Raw genomic sequence first — 18,316 nt, forward strand, 5'->3', positions numbered from 1 at the left:
GCCCGAGGGAACCTGTGTCGAAACTCGCCGTCCTGAGCCTGAAGAACCGCGCTCTCATCGCGCTCATCACGATCGTCGCCGCGGTGTTCGGCGGCCTCGCGCTCACGAACCTCAAGCAGGAGCTCATTCCCTCGATCGAGCTGCCTCAGCTCTCGGTGGTCACGACCTACCCCGGTGCCTCGCCCGAGGTCGTCAACACCGACGTCTCGACCCCGATCGAGACCGCGATCCAGGGCGTGCCCGGGCTCGAGTCGACGACGGCGACGAGCTCGACGAACGCCTCGATCATCCAGGCGTCGTTCACCTACGGCACCGATCTGGCGACCGCGGAGCAGAAGATCCTGCAGGCCATCAACCGCATCGACAGCCAGCTCCCCGACGGCGTCAGCCCGAACGTGCTGAGCTTCTCGCTCGACGACCTCCCTGTGATCCAGCTGGCCGTGACCGGCTACGACGACGCCGAATCGGTGCAGGCCCGGCTCGAGGGCACGGTCATCCCCGACCTCGAAGACGTCGACGGCGTCAACGCCGCCCAGGTCGTCGGAGGCCGCGTCGAGCGCATCACGATCACCCCCGACCAGACCGCGCTCGCCGAGGCCGGGTACACGCAGCAGGCCATCCGCGACGCGCTCGATCAGAACGGCGTCCTGTTCCCCGGCGGCGAGATCACCGAGGGCGACCAGTCGCTGACCGTGCAGACCGGCGCGAAGATCGCCTCGGTCGACGAGTTGTCGGCGTTGCCGCTCGTGCCGACGGATGCCGCTCAGCTCACCGGCGGCACGACCACGATCGGCGACGTCGCCACCGTCGCGCAGGAACCGTCACCGGTCACCTCCATCTCGCGTGTCGACGGCGAGCCGGCCCTGACCATCGCGGTCACGAAGCTGCCCGCCGCCAACACCGTCGACGTCTCGCGCGGCGTGCTCGACGCCCTGCCCGCGCTCGAAGACGACCTCGGCGGCGAGGCTCAGTTCACGGTCGTCTTCGACCAGGCGCCGTTCATCGAGCAGTCGATCGAGGCCCTCGCCCAGGAGGGCCTGCTCGGCCTCGTGTTCGCGGTGCTCGTGATCCTCGTGTTCCTGCTCTCGGTCCGCTCGACCATCGTCACCGCGATCTCGATCCCCACGAGCGTGCTCATCACCTTCGTCGGTATCCAGGCGTTCGGCTACTCGCTCAACATCCTGACCCTCGGTGCCCTCACGATCGCGATCGGCCGAGTCGTCGACGACTCGATCGTCGTCATCGAGAACATCAAGCGGCACTACGTCGAGGGAGCCGACAAGCTCGCGGCCATCACCCTGGCCGTTCGCGAGGTGGCCGCCGCCATCACGGCGTCGACGATCACGACCGTTGCCGTGTTCCTGCCTATCGCCTTCGTCGGAGACCTGACCGGCGAGCTGTTCCGTCCCTTCGCCCTGACGGTCACCATCGCGATGTCGGCCTCGCTGTTCGTCTCGCTCACGATCGTCCCGGTGCTCGCGTACTGGTTCCTGCGGCCGGGTAAGCCCGTCGTGACGCCCGACGGCCGGCGCATCGACCCCGAAGACCCCGAGGCGCCGCCGTCGCGACTGCAGAAGGCCTACCTGCCGGTCCTGCGCTGGACCCTCCGCCACTCCGCCGTCACGCTGGTGCTGGCGGTGCTCGTGCTCGGCGGCACCCTCGCGGCCGTGCCGCTGATGAAGACGAACTTCCTCGGCGACTCCGGTCAGAACACCTTCACCATGACGCAGACGCTCGGGCCTGCGGCATCCCTCGAGGCGGAGGATGCCGCCGCCCAGCGCGTCGAGGACGCGGTCACCGGCCTCGAGGGAATCGACGCCGTGCAGGTTTCGATCGGCTCGTCCGGATCGCAGCTGCGCGACGCCTTCTCGGGCGGGGGCGGCGGGGTGACCTACTCGATCACGACCGACAGCTCGGCCGATCAGCTCGACGTGCGCGATCGCGTGCAGCGCGCCGTCGCCGACCTCGAGGGCGTCGGCGACATCCAGATCGCCGCCGGTGGCGGCGGATTCGGCTCGAGCGACATCGAGATCGATGTCACCGCGCCCGACCAGACCGCGTTGCGCGAAGCGACCGACGCCGTCGTGGCGTCGCTGCAGGATGCCGACGGCGTCAGCCAGGTCACGTCGAACCTCTCGGCCTCGCTGCCGTACATCGCCGTGACCGTCGACCGCGACGCGGCGGCATCCCGCGGCCTGTCGGAGGTCGCGGTGGGCGGCATCGTCTCGGGAACGATGCAGCCGCAGTCGATCGGAACCGTCGAGATCGACGACACCTCGCTCACCGTCTACCTCGCGGCGTCGCAGGCGCCCGCGTCGATCGACGAGCTGCGGCAGCTGACGATCCCCACGGCCGGCGGCCCCATCCCGCTGCAGGACGTCGCCACCGTCGAGCAGAGCGAGGGCCCGACCTCCATCACGACGCAGCGCGGTCAGCGCACCGCGACGGTCACCGTGACGCCCTCGGGTGACGACCTCAACGCGGCATCCGCGACGGTCGCCGACGCCCTCGACACGGTCGAGCTGCCGCAGGGCGCGGACGCCGAGATCGGCGGTGTTCTCACGCAGCAGCAGGACGCCTTCGCGCAGCTCGGACTCGCCGCGCTCGCCGCCATCCTCATCGTCTACATCGTGATGGTCGCGACCTTCAAGTCGCTGCGGCAGCCGCTGCTGCTGCTCATCTCGGTGCCGTTCGCCGCGACAGGAGCGATTCTGCTGCAGATCGCGACGGGCGTGCCGCTCGGCGTCGCGTCGCTCATCGGCGTGCTGATGCTCATCGGCATCGTCGTGACTAACGCGATCGTGCTCATCGACCTGGTCAACCAGTACCGCGAGAAGGGGCTGTCGGCCCACGACGCGACGATCGCCGGCGGATCGCGTCGTCTGCGACCGATCCTGATGACCGCGCTCGCGACCATCTTCGCGCTGACGCCCATGGGGCTCGGGATCACCGGCCACGGCGGGTTCATCTCGCAGCCGCTGGCGATCGTCGTCATCGGCGGGCTCATCTCGTCGACCCTGCTGACCCTGCTCGTGCTGCCGACCCTCTACAACCTCGTCGAGGGTGCGCGCGAGCGCCGCGCGGCGCGGCGGCGCGGTGACGTCGGTGCCGGCGCGGGTGCCGGTGCCGGCGCGGGTGCCGGTGCGGATGCTGGTTTGACAGCCGGTTCCGCGGGAGACGGGGTGTCTGCGGCGCCGATGACCCGGCGCGAGCGGCGCCTCGCGGAGGCGGCCACAGCCGAGCCGACCCACCTCGTCGTGCCGGTGGACGGTTCACCCGATGCCCCCACGCACCTGGTCATCCCGGTCGCGCCTGATGACCACGAGGTCGGCGACGCCCATGCTGGTGCTGGACGGCCGGTGGATTCCGGTGAACCGGAGGCCGGGTCGTCCCGTCGACAGGCTCAGCGCATTCCCGGGCCTTCTCGCGGACCCCGTCGCCGCCGCCTGGCCTGATTGCGGCTCGCGCCGGGCTCGCGGCGGGCTCGCGCCGGGCTGCCGGCTTGCCGCGATGCAAGGGATTGCCCGCGGCGCGCCGTGGCCGGGAGCGAGGCGCCGGGGTGTCGGAACCCTTGCATCGCAGCACGCGTTGCCCCCGCCCCGGCCCTCGAGCCCGGCCCTCGCACCCGGCCCTTGCACCCGGGCCCCGGCGCCGCGGCGGGCGATTTCTCAGGCGGATGCCGTATCGTGGGCGGGTCGGCTCTGGGCAGCGCGTGATCGCGACAGGTTTTGTGAGTCCATGGGGCCGATGGTGAGCGCCGATCGGCGCGCATGACCATCATGTGAATGGCCCCCGGCCGACGGATGTCCGGGTTTGCCCGCGTGCGCGCGGGCGCTGTTCTCGTGCAGAGAACCCAGAAGGACACACCCATGCCCAAGAACAAGAAGCCGGCCGGCGGCCGCGCGCAGAACTTCGAGCCCCGCTACGGCAAGAAGACGTCGTACCAGGACGCTAAGCGTCGCCCCGGCCAGTCCTCGGCCGGAACCCCCGGCAGCAAGAGCCCCGGTCACCGCGGCTACCGTGCCGAGAGCGAAGACACCGGTCGCAAGAACCGCTGGTCCTCGCAGGACCGTGCGGGTCGTGACGAAGCGCGCGGCATCCGCTCGCAGGCCCGCGACGACCGCGGCGGACGCGACGACCGCGGTCAGCGCGAGCAGCGCGGCTACGGGAACGACCGCCGATCGGATGCCGGCGGCCGCCGCCCCTACGAAGCGCAGCCCCGCGACGATCGCCGCACCTTCGGTGATGCGCGTCCCTCCTTCCGTAACGACCGTCCCCGTCGTGACTTCGGCGACCGCCCGAACCGTGATGACCGTCCCCGTCGTGACTTCGGCGACCGCCCGAACCGTGACGACCGTCCGCGTCGTGATGACCGTCCGGCGCGTTCGTTCGATGACCGGCCGCGTCGTGACTTCGGCGACCGGCCCCGCCGCGACGACCGCCCCGCTCGTTCGTTCGATGACCGTCCCCGTCGTGACTTCGGCGACCGCCCGAACCGTGACGACCGTCCGCGTCGTGACTTCTCGGACCGTCCGCGTCGTGACGACCGTCCGGCGCGTTCGTTCGATGACCGTCCCCGTCGTGACTTCGGCGACCGCCCGAACCGCGATGACCGTCCGCGTCGTGACTTCTCGGACCGTCCGCGTCGTGACGACCGTCCGGCGCGTTCGTTCGATGACCGCCCGCGCCGTGACTTCGCCGACCGCCCGAACCGCGATGACCGTCCGCGTCGCGACTTCTCGGACCGTCCGCGTCGCGACGACCGCCCGGCGCGTTCGTTCGATGACCGCCCGCGCCGTGACTTCGGCGACCGTCCGAACCGTTCGGACTGGAACGCCGAGACGAAGTCGAAGGCCCACCAGGACCACGTCGACACCGTCCACGAGCGCCTGCAGGCGGAGGCCGTGGATGCGGCATCCGTCGCCCAGTCGTCGTTCGCCGACCTCGGCCTCGGTGACAACATCGTCCGTCAGCTCGACGCCCTGGGTGCGGCATCCCCGTTCCCGATCCAGGCGGCCACCATTCCGCCGATCCTCGAGGGCAAGGACGTCCTCGCCCGCGGCCGCACCGGCTCGGGCAAGACCATCGCGTTCGGCGCTCCGCTCGTCGAGTCGATCCTGCGCAGCCAGGCCGGCAAGCGTCGCGAGTTCGGGCGTTCACCCAAGGCGCTGATCCTCGCTCCGACGCGCGAGCTCGCGCTGCAGATCGACCGCACCGTCCAGGCGATCGCGCGCAGCGTCGGGCTCTTCACGACGCAGATCTACGGCGGAGTGCCGCAGGCGCGTCAGGTCGGTGCGCTCAAGAAGGGCGTCGACATCATCATCGGCACCCCCGGCCGCATCGAAGACCTGCAGAACCAGGGAAAGCTCGACCTCTCCGAGGTGGGCATCGTCGTGCTCGACGAGGCCGACCACATGAGCGAGCTCGGGTTCCTCGAGCCCATGCAGCGCATCCTCCGCCTCGTGCAGGACGGCGCGCAGAAGCTGCTGTTCTCGGCGACGCTCGACCGCGAGGTCGCCGCTCTGGTCGACGAGTTCCTCGTCGAGCCGGCCGTCTACGAGGTCGCGGGCGAGAGCCAGGACACCTCGACGATCGATCACCGTGTGCTCGTCCTCGACCACCGCGACAAGGCCGAGATCCTGAACTCCCTCGTCGACCGCGACGGCAAGACGCTCGTCTTCGCGCGTACCCGTGCCTACACCGAGATGCTCGCCGAGCAGTTCGAGGATGCCGGGATCGCGGCGGTCGCGCTCCACGGCGACCTCAACCAGGGCAAGCGCACGCGCAACCTGCAGCGCCTGACCGACGGCAAGGTGCGGGTGCTGGTCGCGACGGATGTCGCAGCCCGCGGCATCCACGTCGATGACATCGACCTGGTCATCCAGGCCGACGCTCCCGACGAGTACAAGACCTACCTGCACCGCGCAGGGCGCACCGGCCGCGCCGGTCGCTCGGGTGCGGTCGTCACTCTCATCACGCGTCAGCGTCGCCGTCGCATGACCGAGATGCTCGAGCGTGCCGAGATCGACGCCCCCTTCGACGATGTCCGCCCCGGCGACGACATCCTCGAGGAGGTCTCGGGCCGACAGCTCGCGAACGTCGACGCCTGAGCCGACGCCGCTCTGACGCCCCGCCGCACGCTGCGACCCGACGGTCGTGGCGTTCGGCGGGGCGCTTCCGTTGGCGGGGCGCTCGCGGTTCGCCGTGCCGTGCGCGGGCTGAGGGCCCTGAGAGGCTGAGCGGTGGGAGCCGGCCGCGCGTTGAGCCTGATCTCGGGACCATACCCCGGCAGCGCGCGAGAGTGTCCCGGCTCGCACTCCCGGCTCCGGTTCGCAGCGCCCCGGGCCGCGAAACTCGGGCCACTGTGCTGCTTGTGTCAGAAGAGCGTGGGAACGGATGCCGCTGCAGCGGCGCGGCCGCGCGAAGTCGTGACCACCGGTCCGGGGCGGAATCGTCGCGTGGCGGGCTGCGCCTCTTCCTCTTCGAGCCCTCCCCGAAGGCGATGCCGCGCGAGCAGAGGTCGAACGCGCGTCGCGAGCATGCGCCGGTAGCCCTGCGGTGCCTGCACCGAGGCCCCGGGGTACAGGCCGCGGTACACCGGCACGAGGTCGGGGCGTTCGCGCGCGAGCCACTGCTGGAACCAGGGTTTGACGCCCGGTCGCAGGTGCATCGCGCCGTAGACGACGCGGGCGGCGCCGGCATCCGCGATCCGGCTCAGGGCATCGTCGAGCACCTCGGTCGAATCGGTGAGGTGCGGCACGATCGGCATCAGGAACACCGTCACCCGGAACCCCGCGGCGCTTGCCGCTCGCACCGTGTCGAGGCGAGCGGCGAATGTCGGCGCGCCGGGTTCGAGCAGCTGCCGCAGCGGCTCGTCGAGTACCGCGATCGACATCGCGAGGTCGATGGGCACCGAACGTGCCGCCTCGGCCAGCAGCGGTAGGTCACGGCGCAGCAGGGTGCCTTTCGTCAGCACCGAGAACGGCGTGCCGCTGTCGACCAGCGCCGTGATGATGCCGGGCATCAACCGGTAGCGGCCCTCCGCACGCTGGTAGGGGTCGGTGTTCGTACCGAGAGCGACCTGCTCGCGCGCCCAGGTCGGTTTCGAGAGCTCGCGGCGCAGTACGTCGGCGACGTTCAGCTTGACGACGATCTGCGAGTCGAAGTCGGCTCCCGCGTCCATGTCGAGGTACTCGTGCGTGCCGCGGGCGAAGCAGTAGACGCAGGCATGCGTGCATCCCCGGTAGGGATTGACCGTCCAGTCGAAGGGTATCGCCGAGGGGCCCGGGACCCGGTTGAGCGCCGAGCGCGACATGACCTCGTGGAAGGTAACTCCTGCGAACTCGGGCGTCGTCACCGAGCGCACGAGGCCGTTGAGTGTCTCGAGGCCGGGCAGCGCAGCGGCATCCGCCACGCCCATCTGCTGCCCCTGCCATCGCATGAGAAGATTCGAACAGAAATTCGAAGTGTTGTCAAACATGAAAGCGCGAACCCTCGTATGCTCGGATGCCGGTGTGGTGACAGGCAGATCGTTTCACCGGGGATCGAGGACGCTGCGAGCGGATGGGGGAGTGCGCTGTGACTCTGACGTCAGCTGGGGAGAGGGTGAGATACGCCGGGGTAGCCGACGTGGTCGGTTTCTGCGAGCCGGATCGCACCCGCCCCCCGACGACGAGGGTGCGCCCCCGGCTCGTCCGAATGGATGAAATCCGCCGCGCTGTCGGTGCCGGTGTGAACGGTGCCGCACGATGACGATCATCGATCGAACCGCGTCGTACGCCAAACAGTTCACCGTCAGCGGCTACGTGCTCAATCCCGCAGAGGACCGAATCCTCCTCATCCATCACAAGAAGCTCGCGAAGTGGCTTCCGCCGGGCGGTCATGTCGACGAGGACGAGACGCCCCAGGCGGCGGTCGTGAGAGAAGTGTTCGAGGAGACCGGCGTGGCAGCCGTGCTGCGCCGCACGCGGGCGTCGACCTCGCCGCGGACGGTCGCACCGAAGCTCAGCTCGACCTCCCGATCAGCATGAGCTATCAGCTCATCCCCGAGCGCCCCGGCGAACCCGCGCACATCCATATGGACATGGCCTTCGTGCTGCACACTTCGGAGCGCGGCGCCCTGTCGCCCGCGGCCGGAGAGGTCCACGACGCGGGCTGGTTCTCGAGCATCGAGATCGACGAGCTCGACACGTTCCCCTCCGTGAAGGTGATCGCGCGAGAGTTGCTCGCTCCGGCGGCTGCGGAAGGGCGCGCGGGCAGCGTGAGCCCGGGGGCATCGCCCGCCGGACCCGATGCCGTGTTCGGCGAGGGGACCAGCCCGGGTCGCGGGTGAACCGCGCTGCGAACGGGAACTCAACCGGACCCGCAGGGCAGAATGGGGTCGTGGTGCACCCGACCGAGCCCGAGACGCGTCGCTCGCGACGCGAGCGATCGGCGGAGGCGCGCCCTCTCCCCTCGCGGCGCGAGCTGCGTGAGCGGGCCGGCGCTTCCGGTTCCGCGGCGAGCGGTGCTGGTGGCGAGGTCGCCTCGGCTTCGTCGGCGGAGGGCCGATCACCGGATGCCGCCGCCCTGTCGGCATCCGTGCGTCTGCCGGCAGCCGTCTACGTCCGCCGCCGCGCCGTTGCGGCCACGGCTGCACTCGCGCTCGTCGGCCTCGTCGTCGCCGGTACCGCCGGCTTCACGTCGGCACTCAGCGGACCGGATGAGGCTCCCGTCGACCCCGTCGCCGCGCTCGTCGGTGACGCCGCGGCGGGCGCGCCCAACGCATCGTCCATTCCTGCGCCCGCGCAGTCCGGCGATGCTGCCGCCGCCCAGCCGGCCGACGATGCGACGACGGATGCCGCGGCCGCGGGCGACATCTGCGGTGATCCCGGATTCCAGCAGGCGCTCGCGTCGGGCTCTGACGCCGACGTCATCGCCGCGGCCGGGGGAGCCGAGCCTTTCCGGGCCGCGATCGCGGGCGGTGCGGCCCCGTGCATCGATCTGCACACGGCCGGCCGCACGTGGGTCGTCGTGAACAAGCTGAACGCGCTCGATCCGATCGACTACTGGCCCGAGCCGCAAGCGCGCGCCGAGGGCGTCGAGCGAACCAGCGGGGGGCACATGCGTGCGGACGTCGCGGCGGCCCTCTCGCAGCTCGCGGCCGCCGCGCAGGCTGAGGGCGCGGGCACAATCGGAGTGAACAGCGGGTTCCGGTCGTACGACTTCCAAGTGTCGACGTACCGCAACTACGTCGGTCAGCTCGGCCAGGGCAACGCCGACCTCACGAGCGCCCGCCCCGGGCACAGCGAGCATCAGACCGGTCTCGCCGTCGATGTGGTCGCATGCGACGGTGGGTGCGGGGCGATCGAACAGTTCGGCGGCACGGCGCAGTCGGACTGGGTCGCCGCCAACGCGCATCGCTTCGGGTTCATCATCCGGTACCCCGATGGCTTCACCGAGACGACCGGGTACGACTACGAGCCCTGGCACCTGCGATATATCGGCCCCGAACTGGCGGCGCTCTACGCCGAGGGCGGCTACCGCACCCTCGAAGACTTCTTCGGGATGCCGCCGGCCCCGACCTACGCCGACTGACACCGCCCGGCGCCATGCGCCCGTTCGTCGACTCGCCAGGTTCTGCGGATGCCGCACCCCCCGCATCCGCACTCTCTGGCGAGTCGACGGAGAGGGGGAACAGAGGGGTCAGGCGGGCGTGCGGCGCCGGGCGAGGGTCGCGACGCCGGCGGCGCGCAGGCGGTCGCCGATCAGGATGCCGAGCCACGTCGCTCCGACGCAGCTGACGATGCAGAGGGCGACGAATCCGATCAGCACGGGCGCGGTCATGCTCCACAGATCGAACGACTGCGCTGCGAACACGGGATACGTCGCGCCGATGATCGCGGCGCCTGCATAGTGCAGCCATGTGTTCCAGCGCCGGTAGAGCGTCGCGAGGAACGGCAGTTCGGGGAAGAACGACCAGTAGAGCATCGTCGCGACCGATCCGATCGTGAAGAACGGGGCAAGCACGAGTCCTGAGATCAGCCCCACGAGCAGCCCCGCTCCCGGGCGTTGCAGCAGCCTGAGGGCGATGACGGCGGGCAGAACCCACAGCCCGGCGATCGCCACCGTTGCGAACGGCACCGTGAGGAACAGGGTCGTCGACGCGACCCACGCGGGCGCGAGCAACGCGCTCGCCGCGACGCCGATCGCGGCGCACGTCAACAGGTATGCCGTCGAGACACGCGCGGCGCGCGACCGGGGTGCCGCGGTCATGCTCGCGTCTCCCGCTCCATCGTGGCTCGGCGTTCATCATCCGGCGCGTGCTCGGATGCCGCCTGGGGCTTCGGGGTCGGCGAGCTCGCGCCCTCGCGCCAGTACCCGACGAAGCTGATCTGTTCCTTCGGGATGCCGTGGTCGGCGACGAGCATCCGCCGGGCGGTGGTCGGCAGCGACTGCTCGCCGACGATGAACGCGTGGAGGGGCTGCGCGGGCAACGCGCCGGGCGCCAATCCGCTCAGCGCTGCGAGGGCGGCTGACCCCGGCTTCGCGTCGGGCGCCCGGACGAGCCAGCGGACCTCGACCCCCGGGGGTGCATCGATCTCGAGCACGTCGTCGCTCGACGGGGCCTCGATGAACGCGGTTCCGGATGCCGTTGCCGGCAGCGAAGCGCAGATGGAGGCGACGGCCGGTGCCCCCGTCTCGTCGGCGACGAGGAGCACATGATCGATGCCTCGCTCGGGGTTGAAGCGCAGCCCCTCGTCGATGATGACGACGCTCTCTCCCTCGTGGGCCTGCGACGCCCAGCGGGAGGCGGGTCCGGCGGTCGGCCCCGAGCCGTGCAGCACGAAGTCGACGTCGATCTCGGCACCGCCCGCCGGCCCCGCCGGCCGGTACGCCCGCACCGAGTAGTTGCGCATGACCGGCCGTTCGCCCTCGGGGATGCGGAGGTACTTCAGGTAGCCGAACAGCTTGTTGGCCTTGGCCGGGATGCGGTCGAGGGCCTCATCGCCGCCGAGCGGCAGGAAAAGGCGGAACCACTGGTCGTAGCCCAGCGGTACGAACCGGTCGATGTCGCCGCGCCCCAAGGTGACCCGCATCCAGTGCGGGGCGAGGCGCTCTGCACGCAGCACCTCCAGACGCACCAGACCGGGCGTCATGGGCTTCACGATGTTGCGGGTCATGCGCAGCATCCTCTCCAGGCTCGACGGGGTGCGGTCGGCATCAGGGGGTCCAGGGGAAGAGGGCGATGAGGATCGCGGCGGAGGCGAGCCAGAAGAGCGCGACGAAGGCGACATCGCGCCGCCGGAACGGCACCAGGTGCCGCTCGGTGCGGTCGCGATGGGCCCCGAAGGCGCGCGCGTCCATCGCGAGCGCGACCCGCTCGGCATGGCGGATGGCGCCGGCCAGCAGCGGAACGACGTAACCGCCCCACCGTGCGATCGCCGAGAACGGTCCCCGCCCGCCATGGGCGCCGCGTACGCGGTGGGCCTGTCGGATGAGGTCGAGCTCGTAGCCGAACCGCGGCACGAACCGGAACGCGGCGAGCGCCGTGTAGCCGACGCGGTAGGGGACGCGCAGCTGCTGGACGGTCGCCCTCACGAGGTCCGGCCCCGTTGTGGTGAGCCCCGCGATGAACGCCAGCGCGGCGATCGCGCCGAGCCGCAACCCGGTCGCCATCCCGGTCTCCAACGCCCCCGCGTGCAGACTCCAGGCGCCGAGCTGAAGCAGCACCGGGGTGTCGGCCACCCGCGCCGCATCGACCCACAGCGACATCCCGGCTCCCACCATCAGGATGCCGATGGGCACGGCGACCGCGAGCAGGAGAACGGTACGCAGCGTCCAACGCGCTCCGACGATGAGCACGCCGTACGCGAGTGCGAGCAGAGCGAGCGGCGTGACGAGATCGCGCGTGAAGATGAGAGCGACCATCGCGGGGACGGGGGCCGCGAGCTTCGCCAGCGGGTTGAGCCGGAACAGCAGCCGACGGGAGGGCGGCGCGGCCGCGTAGGGATCGAGCGCGATGCTCGCCGTCGCGCTCATCGATCGCTCCCCGGCAGATCGCGGAGGCGGGCGATGCCCGACAGCTCGGGGTACCCGTCGAGCCCGTGCAGGGCGCGGCGCAGCGGCGGCATCCGCAGGGCGGCGGAGCGCAGCAGCTCGTCGTCGCCGAGGATGTCGGCGGTCGCTCCGTCGGCGACGATGCGGCCATCTCCGACGACGACGCAGCGCTGGGCGTACTCGCTCACCAGCTGCATGTCGTGGGTGACGACGAGGATCGTCGTGCCGTCGCGGTTGAGGTCGCGCAGCACGTGCAGCAGCTCGTCGGCGCGGGCGCGGTCCTGGCCGAACGTCGGCTCGTCGAGGGCGAGCACGGGTGCGCCGGCGATGAGGGCCGTGCCGACCGACAGTCGGCGCTTCTGACCGCCGGAGAGCAGGAACGGATGCCGGTCGGCGTGCGCCTCGAGGCCGAAGCGGCGCAGCATCCCGTCGACGCGCTCACGCACCTCGTCCTCGGGCGTCCGCTGGCGGCGCAGGCCGTGGGCGAGCTCGTCGAAGACCGTGGGTGCGACGAACTGGTGCTCGGGGTTCTGGAAGACGAACCCGACGCGCTCGGCGACCGCACGAGGGTCCGCCCGACTCGGGTCGAGCCCGCCCACGTCGATGCGCCCGCGCGGACCGCGGACGACGCCGGCGATCGCCTGGATGAGGCTCGTCTTGCCCGCGCCGTTCGCGCCGACGATCGCGACGAACTCGCCGGTCGCGACCTCGAGGTCCACGTCGTGGAGCACTGTCGTCCGACCTCGACGCAGCGTCAGATCGCGCACCGAGACCGCCGGCGTCGGCGCGTGCGCCTGCGCCTGCGCCGGAGAATCGCGCGAGACTCGGACCGAATCGGAGGTTGCCCCCGACGATGCCGCGATGTTCCGATTCTCGCCACCGGATGCCGCGGCCTCGAGCCCCGCGCGCAGCTCGTCCGGCGTCAGGGGGAGTGGGTCGAGCGGATAGCCCGCTTCGCGCAGCCGCAGCGCCGCGATGGTCGACACCGGCAGCCACACGCCGATCGCGTGCAGCTCGGCCGCCCGTTCGCGCAGCACCGCGTCGATCGGACCGTCGGCGATGGTGCGACCGCCATGGTCGAGCACGACGACACGGTCGGTGAAGCCGATCGCCGCGTCGAGATTGTGCTCGACGAGCAGGATCGCCCGGTCGCCCGCGGCAGCGATCTCGCCCAGGGCGCCGTAGACGTCTTCGATGCCCTCGGGGTCGAGGTTCGCGGTGGGCTCGTCGAGCACGAGCAGGGGCGACTCCATCGCGAGCGCGCACGCGATCGCGAGGCGCTGGCGTCCGCCGCCCGAGAGGCGGTCGGGGTTCTCGTGCCGCCGCTCCCAGAGCCCCATCCGGCGCAGCGCCCGCTCGCTCCGCGCGAGGACATCGTCGACGGGCAGCCGCAGGTTCTCGGGGCCGAAGGCCACCTCGTCGAGCAGGGTGCCGGTGACCAGCTGCGCGTCGGGGTCTTGGAAGACCATGCCGACGCGCGTGGTGAGCCGGGGGATCGGGGTGGTCGCGGCATCCTCGCCCGACACGAGCACCGTGCCCTCGGTCGTCGCCGGGATCGACTGCGGGATCAGCCCGTTGAGCGTCAGTGCGACCGTCGACTTGCCCGAACCGCTCGGCCCGAGGAGCAGCACGACCTCACCGGGGGTGACGGAGAACGAGGCGCCGCGGGTAGCTGCGGCATCCGACCCCTCGTACGTCACCGCGAGATCGCGCACGGCGAGCAACGGCGCGGATGCGGTCGCGGCGACCGGCGTTCCCGCCGTGGCGGCACCGGATGCGGCGGATGTCACGGGCGTCCTCGGATCGGATCGGATGCGCTTAGCTTAGCCGACCCTAACTTGGCCCGGAAAGGCCGGCGGGGGTGCTCAGCGACGGGCGACGCCGGCGCGGCGCAGGCCGACGCCGATCCACAGGCCGATGGCCGTCCAGGCGACGGGCCCGAGTACGGCCAGGGCGAGGTAGGTGACCTGAGCCCACAGCGGGAGGGCGCTGAGGTGAGCGGCGAAGAACACCGCGAGGGCGACGACGACGCCGATCACGAGACCCGAGACGAAGAACCGCCAGGGCGCCCACGAGCGATAGCGGACGAGAGCGGCGACGCCCTCCTGCAGGCCTCCGAAAAGCACGGCGGTCCCCAGGAACTGGAACGTGTACGGCGGCGCGACGGCCGACGATGCGAGCGCCGCGATCAGGTGCGTGATGAGCGCGACCCAGGGCAGCCGCAGGGTCTCCTGCGCGACGATTCCGGGCAGCACGTGGATGCCGAGGAGGAAGCCGTAGACGATCGGCAGACCCGTGATGACGGGGACGGCGAGCCATCCCTCGATGCCGCCGAGCAGACCTGTGGCGACGCCGATGGCAGCGCAGACGAGCAGAACGCGCGTCGAAAGGCGGGATGCCGGGGCCACCCGCCCAGCCTATGGGACGCGCGCAGGGCGGTTCCCTCGTGGGCCGTGAGAAATGCCTCGGTCGGGGTGGCGCTTCCGTGACCTGAATGAAAGCCGAGGGTTCCTTGTGTCGGAACTGTGAGCTAGGTTGACTTCACCGCGCGCCGCCGACGCCGCGCGGACTGCTCATCCATCCCCCCACTGGAGCGCACATGGTTCGCACCACCCTGCGAACAGTCGCGGCTGTATCCCTGGCTGCACTGTTCACGAGCTCTGCCGCAACGGCATCCTTTGCTGCAACGGGAGAGGGGGTGAACATCCCGGTTCCGATCGAGAGCGAGAGCGGGCGCTACATCGTCCTGCTCGATGAGGCTCCTGTCGCGACCTACGAGGGCGGCGAGGCCGGCCTCGCGCCGACCAAGCCCGACGAGGGCGAGCGTCTCGACGCCCAGTCCCGCGCCGTCACCGACTACTCCGGCTTCCTCGAGCAGCGTCAAGAAGAGGTCGCGAGCGAGGTCGGCGCGACTCCCGACGCGACCTACCAGACCACCCTCAACGGGTTCGCGGCCCAGCTGAGCGCCGACCAGGCGGGCAAGCTCGCCGCCAAGAAGGGCGTGCTCGGCGTCTTCCCCGACGAGATCCGTCACGTCGACGCCGTGCCCTCGACCGAGTTCCTCGGGCTCGAGGGCGCCGGTGGTGTCTGGGAGAAGGTCGGCGGCATCGATGCGGCGGGCGAAGGCGTCGTCGTCGGCGTCGTCGACACCGGCATCGCGCCCGAGAACCCCGCGTTCGCCGGCGACGCGCTCGGCGCCTCGGCGGGCGACCAGCCCTACCGCGACGGCGACGAGGTCGTGTTCACGAAGGCCGACGGCGGCGAGTTCCGCAGCACGGTCGTCGATCAGGGCGCCGGCACGAAGGATGCCTGGGACCCGTCGCTCCTGAACACCAAGCTCATTGCAGCCCACTACTTCAGCGACGGCGCCGCGGCGAACGGGTTCTCGTTCGCAGACGACCACCTGTCGCCCCGCGACGGCGACGGCCACGGCTCGCACACCGCGAGCACGGCGGCGGGCAATAACGGCGTCGAGGCGTCCGTCGAGGGAGTCGACTTCGGCTCGATCTCCGGCGTCGCACCGGCTGCCAAGGTCGCGTCGTACAAGGCCTGCTACGTCGGGCCCGACCCGCTCGTCACGACTGACGACATCTGCGCGCTGAGCGACCTGCTGGCCGCGATCGACCAGGCCGTCGCCGACGGCGTCGACGTCATCAACTACTCGATCGGCGGCGGCTCGGCCACGACCGTGCTCGCGCCGGAAGACATCTCGTTCTTCAACGCGGCTGCGGCCGGTGTCTTCGTCGCGACGAGCGCCGGCAACTCCGGCCCCGACCCGGTTACGGCCGACCACGCGTCGCCGTGGTACGCCACGGTCGCGGCATCCACGATCCCGACCTGGGAGGGCACCGTCCGGCTCGGCGAGGAGGGCGACACGTCTGCCGCGCAGTTCCCCGGCGCGTCGGTGTCGGTCGGATTCGGCGACACGATCTCGGGCCCGTCGGTCTTCGCGGGCGACGCCGGCCTGGCCGGTGCTGCGACGCCCGAGCTCTGCCTGCTCGGCTCGCTCGATCCGGCCAAGGTCACCGGCAAGATCGTCGTCTGCGACCGCGGATCGAACGCTCGTGTCGAGAAGTCTCAGGCGGTCGAAGAGGCCGGCGGCATCGGCATGATCCTGACCAACGTCACGCCCGCCTCGCTCGACAACGACTTCCACTCGGTTCCCACGGTGCACGTCTCCGACACCGCCCGGCCGGCCGTGCTCGAGTACGTCCAGGGCGGCACCGACCGCGTCGTCACCCTCATCGGCGAGAACGTCACGGGCACCGAGACCCCGGTCCCGCAGGTCGCGGGCTTCTCGAGCCGCGGACCGATGCTCGCCGATGGCAGCGACGTCATCAAGCCCGACATCACCGCTCCCGGTGTCGCGATCCTCGCGGCCACCGAGAACGGCATCGACGAGGACCCGACCTTCGGCATCCTCTCGGGCACCTCGATGTCGTCGCCCCACGTCGCCGGGCTCGCCGCGCTGTACCTCGGCGAGCACCCGCAGGGGACGCCCGCCGAGGTGAAGTCGGCGATGATGACGACCGCGTACAACACCGTGGATGCCGCCGGCGACGCCGTCACCGACCCGTTCACGCAGGGTGCCGGTCACACCGACCCGACGAAGTACTTCGAGCCGGGGCTCCTCTACCTGAACGGTCCGGCCGACTGGGCCGCGTACCTGCAGGGTCTGGGGCTGCGCGACTTCGGCGTCGACCCCATCGACCCGAGCGACCTCAACCTGCCGTCCATCGGCGTCGGTGCGCTCGGCGCGCCGCAGACGGTGACCCGTACGATCACGGCGACCGAGGCCGGGACGTACGAGGCGCAGGCATCCGTTCCCGGTGTCGACGTGCAGGTCTCGCCGTCGTCCGTGACGCTCGGGGCGGGTGAGTCGGCGACGGTCGAGATCACCCTGTCGCGCGTCGACGCTCCGATGGGCGAGTGGGCCACCGGCTTCCTCACCTGGACGGGCGGGGCGAACGACGTGCGCTCGCCGATCGCGGTGTTCCCGGTGCCGGTCGATGCCCCGGAGTCCGTGTCGGGCACCGGTACCACCGGCTCGGTCGACGTCACGGTGGCGCCGTCGCTGACGGGTGAGATCGACCTCGGTCTTTCGGGCCTCGTGCCGCAGGAGCTGCGCGTGAACCCGGACTTCCCCGAGGTGCCCGGACACTCCGGTGACCAGGACTCGTTCTACGACGAGGGTGAGGCCGGCTTCAACACCTACGAGATCGTCGACGTCCCGGAGGGCACGGAGTACGCGCGCTTCGCCGTCGAGACCGAAGCGACCGAGACGACCGACCTCGACATGACCGTGTACCGCGTGGTCAGCCCCGACGACCTGCGCTACTACGAGCAGTGGTCGTCGGCGACGGCATCCGCCAACGAGGCCGTCTCGCTCACCGCACCCACCGCGGGCACCTACCTGGTCAAGGTCAACCGGTACTCGTTCAGCGAGCCCTTCACCTACGACCTCACCACTGCGGTCGTCGCAGCGGGGGCATCGGGCGGCGAGTTCACCGCCACCCCCGATCCGCTGCCGACGGTGCAGGGCGAGAAGGCGACCTACACCCTGTCGTGGGCGGGCCTCGAGCCCGAGACGTCGTACCTCGGCGTCGTTCGCTACGGCGACTCCTCGATCCGGACGATCGTCGAGGTCGAGTCGGGTCAGGGTGCGCCGGTCGCGGTCGTCGCTCCCGAGGTGTCGGGTTCGGCGAAGGTCGGCGGCACGCTGAAGGCGACCGCCGGTGAGTGGGATCCCGCCGAGGTCAGCGTCGCGTACCAGTGGCTTCGCGGTGGTGAGCCCATCGAGGGTGCTACCTCGGCGTCGTACAAAGTGACGCGCGCCGATGTGGGCACCGCCCTGTCGGTGCGGGTCACCGCGACGGCGGAGGGCAACCCCCAGGTCGGAACCGCGGTGTCGAACGAGGTGTTCGTGAAGTTCGCCTCGGCGACGAGCGTTTCGCTCAACCGTTACGTCGGAACGGCCTCGCAGCCCTACGTGGTCTCGGTGAAGGTGACGCCGACCGGCGGCGCCCCCGCGACGGGCACCGTCGACATCTGGGTGAACTCGACCCGGTACAGCGCGGATGTCGTCGACGGCACGGCGCGTGTCGAACTGCCCCGGCAGTCGCGCGGGCTGAAGGTCGTCGTCGCCACCTACAACGGCAGTGACACGGTCGAGGGATCGCTGGGACTCAGCGGCTTCCTCGTGCTGTGGTGATGACCGGCTGACGCGCTGCGGCGCGGACGCGCGGGGCGCGCGGACTTCGGTCCGGGCGCCCCGTCG

Annotated in this window: 12 protein-coding genes; 6 read left to right on the forward strand and 6 right to left on the reverse strand. The window is 70.9% G+C overall.

Features of this window, described 5'->3' with window-relative positions:
* The first annotated feature begins 14 nt into the window (after positions 1 to 14).
* Entirely contained in the window at positions 15 to 3,455 is a 3,441-nt protein-coding gene (locus VC184_RS01060; RefSeq protein ID WP_323987022.1) for an efflux RND transporter permease subunit, read from the forward strand.
* A 414-nt stretch (positions 3,456 to 3,869) separates the two neighbouring features.
* Entirely contained in the window at positions 3,870 to 6,110 is a 2,241-nt protein-coding gene (locus VC184_RS01065) for a DEAD/DEAH box helicase (RefSeq protein ID WP_323987023.1), read from the forward strand.
* A 266-nt stretch (positions 6,111 to 6,376) separates the two neighbouring features.
* Here VC184_RS01065 and VC184_RS01070 read toward each other — a convergent pair whose 3' ends face one another.
* Positions 6,377 to 7,441, reverse strand: coding sequence for an Rv2578c family radical SAM protein (locus VC184_RS01070; RefSeq protein ID WP_323987025.1), 1,065 nt, complete (start codon positions 7,439 to 7,441; stop codon positions 6,377 to 6,379).
* A 307-nt stretch (positions 7,442 to 7,748) separates the two neighbouring features.
* Between VC184_RS01070 and VC184_RS01075 the strand changes: the two genes are divergently transcribed.
* Genes VC184_RS01075 through VC184_RS01085 form a run of 3 tightly spaced genes read left to right on the forward strand, consistent with a single transcriptional unit; the run spans position 7,749 to position 9,576 of the window.
* Entirely contained in the window at positions 7,749 to 8,030 is a 282-nt protein-coding gene (locus VC184_RS01075; RefSeq protein ID WP_323987026.1) for an NUDIX hydrolase, read from the forward strand.
* Positions 8,027 to 8,332 (forward strand): NUDIX hydrolase, encoded by a 306-nt coding sequence (locus tag VC184_RS01080; RefSeq protein ID WP_323987027.1) that lies wholly within the window; start codon positions 8,027 to 8,029, stop codon positions 8,330 to 8,332. The genes VC184_RS01075 and VC184_RS01080 overlap by 4 nt, the downstream gene beginning before the upstream one ends.
* A 50-nt stretch (positions 8,333 to 8,382) precedes the next feature.
* On the forward strand, positions 8,383 to 9,576 hold the full coding sequence (locus VC184_RS01085) for a M15 family metallopeptidase (protein ID WP_323987029.1): 1,194 nt from the start codon (positions 8,383 to 8,385) through the stop codon (positions 9,574 to 9,576).
* Between the two features lie 108 nt (positions 9,577 to 9,684).
* Here VC184_RS01085 and VC184_RS01090 read toward each other — a convergent pair whose 3' ends face one another.
* The 5 genes from VC184_RS01090 to VC184_RS01110 form a co-directional block, all read right to left on the reverse strand.
* Positions 9,685 to 10,254 carry an ECF transporter S component gene (locus VC184_RS01090; RefSeq protein WP_269266918.1) on the reverse strand — a complete coding sequence of 190 codons (570 nt, stop codon included), beginning with the start codon at positions 10,252 to 10,254 and terminating at the stop codon, positions 9,685 to 9,687.
* Entirely contained in the window at positions 10,251 to 11,162 is a 912-nt protein-coding gene (locus VC184_RS01095; protein WP_323987031.1) for a siderophore-interacting protein, read from the reverse strand. The genes VC184_RS01090 and VC184_RS01095 overlap by 4 nt, the downstream gene beginning before the upstream one ends.
* A gap of 40 nt (positions 11,163 to 11,202) precedes the next feature.
* Positions 11,203 to 12,021, reverse strand: coding sequence for an energy-coupling factor transporter transmembrane component T (locus VC184_RS01100; RefSeq protein ID WP_323987032.1), 819 nt, complete (start codon positions 12,019 to 12,021; stop codon positions 11,203 to 11,205).
* Positions 12,018 to 13,829 (reverse strand): ABC transporter ATP-binding protein, encoded by a 1,812-nt coding sequence (locus VC184_RS01105; protein ID WP_323987034.1) that lies wholly within the window; start codon positions 13,827 to 13,829, stop codon positions 12,018 to 12,020. Before VC184_RS01105 ends, VC184_RS01100 begins: the two co-directional genes overlap by 4 nt.
* Positions 13,830 to 13,904: 75 nt before the next feature.
* Complete coding sequence (locus VC184_RS01110) at positions 13,905 to 14,447, reverse strand: ECF transporter S component (protein ID WP_274178140.1); 543 nt, start codon at positions 14,445 to 14,447, stop codon at positions 13,905 to 13,907.
* A gap of 191 nt (positions 14,448 to 14,638) precedes the next feature.
* Here VC184_RS01110 and VC184_RS01115 point away from each other — a divergent pair, with 191 nt between their 5' ends.
* Positions 14,639 to 18,250, forward strand: a complete 3,612-nt coding sequence (locus VC184_RS01115) for a S8 family serine peptidase (RefSeq protein ID WP_323987035.1) — start codon at positions 14,639 to 14,641, stop codon at positions 18,248 to 18,250.
* The last annotated feature ends 66 nt before the right edge of the window (positions 18,251 to 18,316 follow it).

It is taken from the genome of Microbacterium plantarum, from assembly GCF_035231185.1.
Lineage (GTDB): Bacteria > Actinomycetota > Actinomycetes > Actinomycetales > Microbacteriaceae > Microbacterium > Microbacterium plantarum.